8 protein-coding genes and 2 pseudogenes are annotated in these 9,687 nt (G+C 62.6%); 2 read left to right on the top strand and 8 right to left on the bottom strand.

What is annotated here, in order from left to right; genetic code table 11:
* From WAO69_RS01665 to WAO69_RS01650, 4 genes are all read right to left on the bottom strand, one after another.
* A partial coding sequence (locus tag WAO69_RS01665; protein WP_422176085.1) for an enoyl-CoA hydratase/isomerase family protein occupies nt 1–767 on the bottom strand: 767 nt, incomplete at its 3' end.
* Entirely contained in the window at nt 764–2,032 is a 1,269-nt protein-coding gene (locus WAO69_RS01660; RefSeq protein WP_422176083.1) for a TRAP transporter large permease, read from the bottom strand. The genes WAO69_RS01665 and WAO69_RS01660, both read right to left, overlap by 4 nt.
* Nucleotides 2,033–2,035: 3 nt before the next feature.
* Nucleotides 2,036–2,575: a TRAP transporter small permease gene (locus WAO69_RS01655; protein ID WP_422176081.1), complete on the bottom strand. Its 540-nt coding sequence runs from the start codon at nt 2,573–2,575 to the stop codon at nt 2,036–2,038.
* Between the two features lie 73 nt (nt 2,576–2,648).
* Complete coding sequence (locus WAO69_RS01650; RefSeq protein WP_422176079.1) at nt 2,649–3,680, bottom strand: TRAP transporter substrate-binding protein; 1,032 nt, start codon at nt 3,678–3,680, stop codon at nt 2,649–2,651.
* Nucleotides 3,681–3,816: 136 nt separating this feature from the next.
* Between WAO69_RS01650 and WAO69_RS01645 the strand changes: the two genes are divergently transcribed.
* A complete protein-coding gene (locus WAO69_RS01645) occupies nt 3,817–4,584 on the top strand; it encodes an SDR family NAD(P)-dependent oxidoreductase (RefSeq protein ID WP_422176077.1) in 768 nt (255 codons plus the stop codon).
* A gap of 14 nt (nt 4,585–4,598) precedes the next feature.
* On the opposite strand, the gene WAO69_RS01640 is transcribed toward WAO69_RS01645, so the two are convergent.
* The 4 genes and pseudogenes from WAO69_RS01640 to WAO69_RS01625 all read right to left on the bottom strand — a co-directional run bounded on the left by WAO69_RS01640 (nt 4,599) and on the right by WAO69_RS01625 (nt 9,452).
* Entirely contained in the window at nt 4,599–5,351 is a 753-nt protein-coding gene (locus WAO69_RS01640; protein ID WP_422176075.1) for an SDR family oxidoreductase, read from the bottom strand.
* Nucleotides 5,348–6,574 carry an MFS transporter gene (locus WAO69_RS01635; RefSeq protein WP_422176073.1) on the bottom strand — a complete coding sequence of 409 codons (1,227 nt, stop codon included), beginning with the start codon at nt 6,572–6,574 and terminating at the stop codon, nt 5,348–5,350. The genes WAO69_RS01640 and WAO69_RS01635 overlap by 4 nt, the downstream gene beginning before the upstream one ends.
* An 81-nt stretch (nt 6,575–6,655) precedes the next feature.
* The gene (locus tag WAO69_RS01630) at nt 6,656–8,098 is read right to left on the bottom strand and encodes an FAD/NAD(P)-binding protein (RefSeq protein WP_422176071.1); all 1,443 of its coding nucleotides are present in this window, start codon (nt 8,096–8,098) and stop codon (nt 6,656–6,658) included.
* 169 nt (nt 8,099–8,267) lie between these two features.
* Nucleotides 8,268–9,452 (bottom strand): annotated as a pseudogene (locus tag WAO69_RS01625) (IS3 family transposase).
* A 147-nt stretch (nt 9,453–9,599) separates the two neighbouring features.
* On the opposite strand from WAO69_RS01625, the pseudogene WAO69_RS01620 reads away from it, so the two are divergent.
* Nucleotides 9,600–9,683 (top strand): annotated as a pseudogene (locus WAO69_RS01620) (IS6 family transposase); the annotation flags it as partial.
* Between the last annotated feature and the right edge of the window lie 4 nt (nt 9,684–9,687).

Genomic DNA, 9,687 nt, shown 5'->3' with positions numbered 1-9,687 from the left:
GGTGTCCTTTTCTCGTTGAAGGCAAGCACGCCCTCGGCCCTGTCTTCGCTGGCCGAGAGGCGTTGATGCACGGAGACCTCGAGGGCGAGGCCGACCTTGAGCGGCGCATCCGCGCCGCCATCCATCGCCCGTTTGGCGCCCTGCACGGCGAGCGGGGCATTGCGCGCGATCTGCTGCGCGACCGCGAGCGCCGCATCAAGCTCCTCGCCCGGCGGATGCAGCGCGTTGACGAGGCCCCACTCCTGCGCGTCGCGCGCGGAGAACCTCTGCCCGGTCAGGATCAGCTCCTTGGCGCGGCGCAGTCCGAGCGCACGCGGCAGAAGCTGCGTGCCACCCGCGCCGGGCATGATGCCAAGCGTGATTTCGGGCAGTCCGAACACCGCGTTCTCGGCTGCATGGATGAAATCGGCCGCCAGCGCCAGCTCGCAGCCACCCCCGAGCGCGTAGCCACGCACGGCGGCGATGACCGGCCACGGAAAGCTCCAGAGGCTCTCGAACGCATCGCGGAACAGCGCATGCTGCCGGCGCCAGTCGTCATTCGACATCCCGGCGCGTTCCTTGAGATCGGCCCCCACGCTGAAGGCGCGCTCTCCCGCGCCGGTCAGAACGACGGCGCGGATATCGTCACGCCGTCTGAGCGTGGTGCCGAAGACCGCCAGCATCTCCTCGGCCATTGCGGTATCGAAGGCGTTCAGGGCCTGCGCGCGGTCGAGGGTGACGGTGACAACGCCGTTCCCGGGCTCAGAAAGCCGAAGCCTGCCTGTCATCGCAGCGCCTCGGGGAGCCAGGTGGCCAGACCCGGCGTGAAGATCATCAGGATGGCGTAGAGGATGCCAACACCGACGAACAGCATCGCATTGCCGAAGGCCCGATCAGCGGAGAGGCTTATGACCCCGGCCGCCGTGTAGAGGCCCACGCAGACCGGTGGGGTCAGCAACCCCAGACCGGCAAAGGCAGTGAACACGATGTAGAGATGGGTCAGCGGCACATCGAGGCTTATCGCGACCGCCATGAAGACCGGCACCGTCAGGTAGAACACCGGCACAATCTCAATAAAGGTCCCGAGGATCAGGCAGATCGCCCCGACCACGAAGAGGAACACGATCGGCGTGATGCCATATTCGATGAAGAAGGCCGTTAGCTTTTGCGGGGCTTGCGTGTAGGTGAGCACAACCGACAGGAAGGTTGCCATCGCGATGATCGAAAAGATCACCGCCGTCGTCACCGCCGTTCCCTGAAACGACTGCCAGAGCCCCGCGAAGGTCAGTTCGCGGTGGATGAAGAAGCCGAGGAAAATCGCCCAGACCGACGCGACAGCGGCGGTTTCGGACGGGGTGAGCAAGCCGCTATAGATACCGCCGAGGATGATGACAGGCGTCAGCAGTCCCGGCAGGGCCGAGTTGAACGCTCTCAGCCGCTGGGAGGTGGAGGCGCGCGTTTCGCGCTCCATGTCGCGGCAGCGCACGATCACCACGATCACGAGGATCACAAGCAGCGTCAGGCCCGGAAAGACACCGGCTGCAAAGCTGTCGGAGACAGGAACGCCGGTCAGCGCCGAGTAAATGATCGCGGCGTTCGACGGCGGGATCAGGGCTTCGAGCAGGCCCGCCGCCGCCGCGAGCGCCACGGTGAAGGGCGCGGAATAGCCCTTGCGCAGCATTTGCGGCATCATGATCGACCCGACGGCCGTGATCGCGGCGAGAATGGAGCCGCAGAACGCAGCGAAAAAGCCCATGGTCAGAACCATCGCGACCCCGAGCCCTCCGGGCCAGTGGCCCACAAGGGTCATTGCGAAATCGACCAGCCGCCGGGCGACGCCCGAGCGCAGCATGACAAGCCCGGCAAAGACGAACAGGGGAATGGCCAGCAGGACCTGTTTGGTCACCGCGCCAAACGCCACCTGGATCAGGGTGGACCATGGCAGGTTCAGGCCCTGCGTGGCGACCGCGCTTGAGCCGATACCGAACACGAGAAAGATCGGGAGCGACAGAAACAGCAGAACAAGCGAAATTCCGACGACGACGGGTACCATGGATTATGCTCCTGCCTGCTCGTAATCTTTTTCAGGCGCCTCTGCTCCGGGATCACCGAGCAGCGCGTTGAGAAGGTTCTCCAGCGCGAAGCTGGTGAGAATGGCGAACCCGACCGGGAAGGACAGGTACAACCACCAGATCGGGAAGGCCCATTCCATCTCGGTCTTCTGCCCGACAAGCTTGAACAGGGCTGTGGCCTCGTAGCCCGCGAAACAGAAGGTGATACCGGCCAGGACCGCGATGGCGGAGACGAGGGCGCGCAGCGCGCGGGCCGGTTTGGGAGACAAGCGTTCGGGCAGGAAATCGACTGCGATATGCGATCCGCCGCGCATCAGGATACCTGCAACGGGAAAGACCAGCCATGGCATCAGCATTGGAGGCAGTTCCATCACCACGTTGTAGCCGATCCCGGTAATGTATCGGGTGACGGCTCCGCCAAAGACCGTAACCACCATGAAAGCGACCAACAGCCCGGCCAGAACCTTGATTACCGTTTCAAGAACATTGTTCACTCCGTGAAGAGCGCGCAGCACAGATCTCATGTGTTTCCCCCCAAACAGCATATACGTCCGAAGGCTGCTCCGCGCGTGGCGGAACAGCCTCGAGTTTTTCTGTCTATTGGCGAGAATATTCCATGACGGCTTCGAGCACGTCGGCATCGATCATTTCGCTCAGGCCGGGGAAGACTTCTTCCCGGTTGATGCGCTCGAACTCTGCCTGTGCCTCTTCGCTCAGGGTATCGACCTGACCGCCCCGGGCGACGAATTCCTCGAGTACCTCGTCGGAGAAGGACATGATCGACGCTGTCGATTCCGCCGAGATCTCCTCGCCGACCTCGATCAGCAATTGCTGCACGTCCTCGGGGAGCCCGTCAAACCACGCCTGGTTGGCGAGGATGAAGGAATCCGCGTAGAACTGGTGGGGAAGTTCCGCATATTTGATGTGATCCCACCAGCTATAGGCCTTGATGGCCGACGGCACGGTCGCAAAGGTGTCGATCATCCCGTTCTGAAGCGCGGTGTAAACCTCGCCGGTCGGCATCGAGACCGCATCGGCGCCGAGCGCTGTCCAGCGGGGCCGCTCCACGCCGCTCAGATACCGCGCCTTGAGCCCCTTATAGGCTTCCGGAGAGGTCAGCGGGCGTTGCGCCGTGAACGACATGAACGGTCCGGTGGGGTTGTAGGCGAGGAATTTCGTGCGTGTCCGGGTCAGCACGTCATCCCAGATGGCTTGGCCTGTCTCGGTTTCGCGGAAGAACTTGCGAAGATGATCGAAATCCTGGAACACGCCCGGAAGAGCTTCGACGTTGTAGTTGCGGTTGACCGGTGGAAAACTGACCGTCCCGACCACGCCGCCGAGTTGGACAGAGCCTGCGGTCAACGCGCCCATGATTTCACGAATCCCGAAGAGCTGACCTGACGGAAAGGTTTCGATCCGGATCTTGCCTTCTCCTCTCGCATTCACCCGATCTGCAAATTCCTGGCTGTAGATAGCGCTGTGGTGTTTAGGTGCCCAATGATAGCTAAGACGCGCTACGATCTCGGCGGTCGCCATGTTGGGTGCCGATAGGGCTCCGACCACCAGACCGAGTCCCAAAGCGGTGGCGACACGGATGCGCTGCAGTGAGTTGATGATAATCTCTGACATGTTTCCTCCCTACGTCCGGTTTTGGACTGTTTAGGTCCAATCCTGCATCAAGAGTGCAGAATCGAACTAATGACGAATGTTGACATTGTTAAAATCCTTGCGTCAACTATTCTTTGTCCCAACAGGAGTTGAAAGAATGCTACGCACGGATTTTCAAAGCGATACCGTGATGGTCACCGGCGCAACGGCAGGATTCGGACTGGCGATAGCCCGCAAATTCCATGCCGCTGGCGCGCGCGTTGTGGCTGTTGGACGTCGTCAAGACCGGCTCGCCGCTCTTAAAGAAGAGCTTGGCGTGCGTCTCTTGCCGCTTGCTCTTGATGTCGGGGACGTGAGCGCCATCGCCCGGGAAATGGACACGCTGCCCGAGGAGTTCCACGATCTCACCTTGCTGGTCAATAATGCCGGGTTCGGCACGGATCGGGGCGCCGCGCAGGATGCGGCCCTGTCGGACTGGGACGACATGGTCAATGTCAATATACGGGGCCTTCTGCACCTGACCCATCACGCCTTGCCCGGGATGCTAGCCCGGGGTCGGGGCCAGATCATCAATATTGGCTCGGTTGCGGGCCGGGCCGTCGCGCCGACCAATGCGGTGTACAGCGCCACCAAATCCTTCGTCCTGCAGTTTTCCAAGGCGCTCAAGAGCGATCTGATCGGCACGCCGGTCCGCGTCAGCTATGTTGCGCCGGGGGCGGCCGAGACGGAATTTTCGCTGGTCCGCTGGCAAGGCGACAAGGCGCGCGCGGCCCGGGCCTATGAAGGGTATCAGCCTATGACAGCCGAGGATATTGCCGAGGCGGTGTTCTTCACCGCAGCGATGCCTGCACATGTCGATGTCACCGAACTGGAGTTGATGCCCCATCAGCAGGGGTTTGGGCCGCGCATCTTCGCGCGGTCGTGAGCGAAGGGCGGAGGTCAGGCGCCTCCGCCGACATCGAGCGTCGTGCCGGTGGTGTAGGAGGCGTCGTCCGACAGCAGCCAGACGATTGCCTGCGCGACCTCGCCTGCAGTACCCGCGCGCCCCATCGGCATCCGGGGGCCGACCTTCTCGATCCGGTTGGCCATGCCCGCGCGGGCATGGATCGGCGTGTCGATCAGGCCGGGGCGCACCGACATGACGCGGATGCCCTCGCGGGCCACTTCGAGCGCGAAGCCATGTGTGAAGGCATCGAGCGCGGCTTTCGAGGCAGCGTAGTGAACATAGAGTTTCGGCGCACCGTGAACGGCGGCGAGTGACGAGACATTGACGATCGTCCCGCCGGGCCCGCCCTTCGCCGTGGACAGCCGTGCGGCCGCTTCACGGGCCGCGACCATCGCGCCGGTGACGTTGACGCGCAACAGCCCGTTGATCTCGGCGCTGTCCATCTCGTCGAGGCGCATGGCGCGATCCGCGACGCGGGCCGCGTTGTTGACAAGGCCGCCAAGGGGCGGAAGCGCCTTGTCCACTGCCCCGAACATCTCGGTGACCTCGGTTTCCTCGCCCATGTCGGCCCGAAAGGACTCTGCCGTCCCGCCTGCCGCGCGGATCTGCAAGACGACTTGCTCCGCCCCTTCGGCGCCGGATCGGTAATGCACGGCGACTGCCCAACCTTTCGAGGCGGCAAGCAGGGCGGTCGCGGCGCCGATGCCACCCGATGCGCCCGTGACGATCAAGGTCTTCTGGCTCATGGTGTCAGGTCCTTCTCATATGACTCGGTTCCCTGCACGACGACGACCGCGCAGACAGCAAATGCAAGGATCAGGCAGATGATGCCCGGCATGTAGCTCCCGGCAACCAGCACCGAGGCGCTGAGCAAGGCAGGGCCGAACAGGCCGCCGAGATAGGCGAAGACCATGGAGCCTGCGGTGGCGGTCAGAACGCCGGCCGAACCGCCATGCGCTTCCCCGGCACGTGCGACCTCGGCAAGCAACACGCCGCTCCAACCCATCGGCCCGAACCCAAGCGCGGCACTGACCAACGCGATGAGGATCCACGGCCATGATGGTCCGATGAAGAGCAGCAGGACCAGCAACCCCACGCCCGACCAGGCAAGCCAGGACAAAACATGTCTAGGACGCCCGGTATCGGCGCGCCAACCCCAGTAGAGCCGGCCAAGAATGCTCGCTGTCATCGCCAGCGAGAGCATGACGGCAGCGCCTTCGGGCGGCAGATCCGTTTCACGCCAGATCATCGCGATGTAGATCGACATGAACCCGAACTGTGCCATCGAGAAGGCAAAGACCCCGATTGCAAGCCCGCGTTGCAGCGGATCCGCGAGGACCGCGCGAGCCGGTGCAAAGGGCAGCTTGAACCGGATGGATGCATCCGCAATCCCATCCTGACCGAGCCTTTTGGCTATGAGAGGCGACAGCAAGGCGATCATGATTGCAAGGGCCATGGTGGCAATCGCGGCCTTGCGCCAATCCGACATCAGCACGATAATCGGCAGGATGAAACCCGCCGCCGCGCCGCCGATTGCAACGCTGGACTGTTTGAACGAGAAAACGAGGTTCCGGTGGCGTCCGACAGCGATGCGATTGAGCAGCCGTGACCCGATGGGGTTCACCGGCCCATAACCGATGCCGATGAGCACGGCCCCGAGAATGACCAGACCCGGCCCTTGTGCGAGCGCCAGCGCGAGGGCTCCTAGCGCTACCACCGCCAGTGACGCAGATGCGCCGTTGAACGATCCCAATCTGGCAACGATGCCCGCCGTGCCGGTTGACGAGATGAGCGCGGTGGCAAAGATCGTCGCGGTGAAGAGCCCGATGAGATCGGCATCAAGGCCAAGGCCAGCCGCCGCGAACGGGGCGAGCACCGGGGCCGTTTGCACCGCGGCGACCACCGCGGTCTGATAGATCAGCACGAAGCCTATGCCGAGAACGGCATTCTGGCGCGATCCTTCAGCCATGCGTGCTTGCCTCACCTGTCCAACCTGCTGATCCGGCCAAAGGCGACGGCTCCGCATTCGGGGGGGTGCGCGCCGCTTGCATCACATGGCCTCACTGGCCGCGCGGGTGTCGCGGCGCGTCACGGCCTCGACCAGCGCCGGGAGGCTGCGTTCGATCCGGAAGGCAATCTGCGGTATGGCGGTCATGTCGCCGAACCGTCCGCGTGTCAGCAGACCGAAGGCCCACAGATCGTCCTGCGCGTGGCCGCCCGCGTCCAGAACACGGCAGGTGTCATCGACGTCAAAGCCAAGCCCGAGACTGTCGCGCCGGACCAGTCCGAGATCGCCCAAGGCACCGACCAACGGATCATCCGTCAGGGTCTTGGGACCGGTGCAATTGATGACCGTGTCAAAGGCTTCGGGGCTCATTTCTCCGCTGCGCCCCGCCAGCCGGGCCTCGAGGCGGTTGCCCTGTCCTGTGAGCCCGACAAGGCGGGCCACGCGGAACGCAAGTTGTCCCGAGGCCTGCATTTGTGCAAGCGTGTCGCCGGTCTGTGGCACCATCCTGTAGCGATTGACATCGTACCATGGTTTCAGGTGACGCAGGAAACGCTGTTTCTCGGTGTCGGTGAAACCGGGCCAAAGCCATCCCGAGGCATCGCGGGCCTCATCGAATGCGGCCTTCACATCGCGTCCCTCGGCGATGGCCGCCGTCATGTCCTGACGCAGGGCGCGCATGGCGGCGCGCAAGGACAACCCCTTGCCATGGCGCTCGATGAAACGCGGCATCGGGCGGGACAGGCGCTGCAGGAGCGCGGCCACATCCGGCGCTGCGCCTTGAGGCTCGGGCAACAGGCCGCGGCGCGATATTGCAACGATCTGGCCTTCGTGCTTCTGGCGCGACAAACTCGCCACGACATCTGCTGCCGTCAAGCCTGTCCCGATGAGAAGGACCCTGTTGCCCGGAGCAATCGCCGACAGAGCCTCGGCATCGAACGGATCGCCGATATAGCCGGGATGCGTGCTCGCGCAGGTGGAGATCGTCCCCGGCGGCACGGGGCGCTGTCCGCCGAAGGCAAGGATGGTGAGGTCCGACGCGACGTGGCCTCCCGAAGCCAGTTCGATCTGCAACCTGCCATCCACGCGCCACGCACCAACCGCGCGATCCCGGACATGATGAACACTGGACCCGTGGGCATTTCTAGCAAGCGTCTGCTGCAAGATCTCGTTCAGATAGCGCCGCACATCGGAGCGGCGCACATAGAACACGCCGGTTTCGGCGCGCGCCTGCGGGTCCCGATCTGCGGTGCCTGAGCTCGTGTACCACCGTGCGAAATGCCCGATATCGTCCGGAAAGAGCACCAGAAGTTCATGCGTGCCATTGACTCGGTGGTCCGGGTCATCGCCCCCATAGGCAAGCCCTCCGCCCAGCGTGTCACGGGGTTCGATGATCGTGATCTGCATCTTGACTGGCGCGCTGTCGCACAGGCGAATTGCCGCCGCTGTCCCGGTGAAGCCTCCACCAATTATGACGATTTGCAGCATCAAGTTTCTCCGACTCCACCGAAAGATTGGATTGAAAATATTCGTAATGTCAACAATAATAAAATATTGCTTATCGCGCTGTCTTAGCGAACTGATGCCATAGTGCTTACTTCCATTCCTACGCATGGAATGAGCTACTCCCCATCTCTTGGACAGTTTCCGGGATGATTTAAGCTACTCTCTGCCCCTGCTGGTCGGTTTCGATCTGGTTGAAGTAGACTACGGCGGGCGGCTGCCCGCCATGGGCGGCGTGGGGCCGCTGGTGGTTGTAGAAGGTGATCCAGCGACTGACGCCAGCCTTGGCCTGAGAGCCGGTCTCCCAAACGTGCAGATAGACGCACTCATATTTCAGGGACCGCCAGAGGCGTTCGATGAAGATGTTGTCGATGCAGCGCCCTTTGCCGTCCATCGAGATCCGGCTGCCGACCCGTTTCAGCCGGTCGGTCCAGGCGAATGATGTGAACTGCGCCCCCTGATCAGTGTTCATGATCTCGGGCGGGCCGAACTTGTGGATCGCCTCGTTCAAAGCCTCCACGCAGAAGTCGGCTTCCAGCGTGTTCGATATCCGCCAGGGTGAGATGGGACCGTGGCCCCAGTGGGGCCGCGAAAGCCCATCGAACACCTTACGGGTATACCAGTCCATGATGGCGTCCAGATAGAGGAATCCGCGGCGCATCGGGATGTAGGTGATGTCGGCACACCAGACCTGATTGGGCCGCTCCACACGCAGACCGCCGAGCAGATAAGGGTAGGTCTTGTGCCCCTTCGCGGGCCTGCTGGTATCGGGCGACTGGTAAATCGGCATCAAGCGCATGAGCCGCATCAGTCGACGAATGCGCTTGTAGTTCACAACATACCCCTCGTTCCGCAGGTGCCACGTCATCTGCTGGACGCCGTAAAACGGCGTTTCGAGGAACTGCTTGTCGATCACCACCATGAGGTCGAGGTTCATCGCCGTCTCGCCCATCAGTACGTAGTAGAACGATGACCGTGCGATCGACAGCAGGCGGCATTGCGCCCCGACCGACAGGCTCGGGTGGTTCTTCTCGATCATCCCGCGCCTCACTTGCCGGTCCAGGGCTTGAGCTTTCTGGACAAAAAATCGTTGGCCACAGCCAGCTCCCCGATCTTTGCATGCAGCGACCGCACCGTGTCCTCGTCGATCTCGGGCGCTCTCTTGCCACCACGCTCAAAGATGTCAGCCGCGCCCTCCAGAAGAGCCTTCTTCCACTGATGGATCATCGTAGGATGCACGCCATTCGGCGGCCAGCTCCGACACCGTGCGCTCGCCCTTCACGGCCTCCAGCGCCACGCGAGCTTTGAACACCGCGTCATTGTTCCTGCGTTTCTTCATGTTCTGATCTCCTCGTTCTTGGAGACCAGCAGACGTCAGATCGTAGCTTGCGTCACTGTCCGATTTTCGGGGAGCAGCTCAATGTGGCGGGGTTTTGTCAGAAAGAATTGCATTGAGCGGGGTAGGGCGGGTTCGTAGCGTCTTAGGATGAGCAAACCAAACGCGTTCAAGGGCTTTCGCAGCAGCTCAGACATCATCCGCCTGGCGGTGATGTTGTACATCCGCTTCCCATAGC

The sequence above is a fragment of the Aestuariivita sp. genome (assembly GCF_049276915.1).
Taxonomy (GTDB): Bacteria; Pseudomonadota; Alphaproteobacteria; order Rhodobacterales; family Rhodobacteraceae; genus Aestuariivita.
Note: the sequence above shows the minus strand (reverse complement) of the source record. Positions and strands in the feature narration are given on the sequence as shown.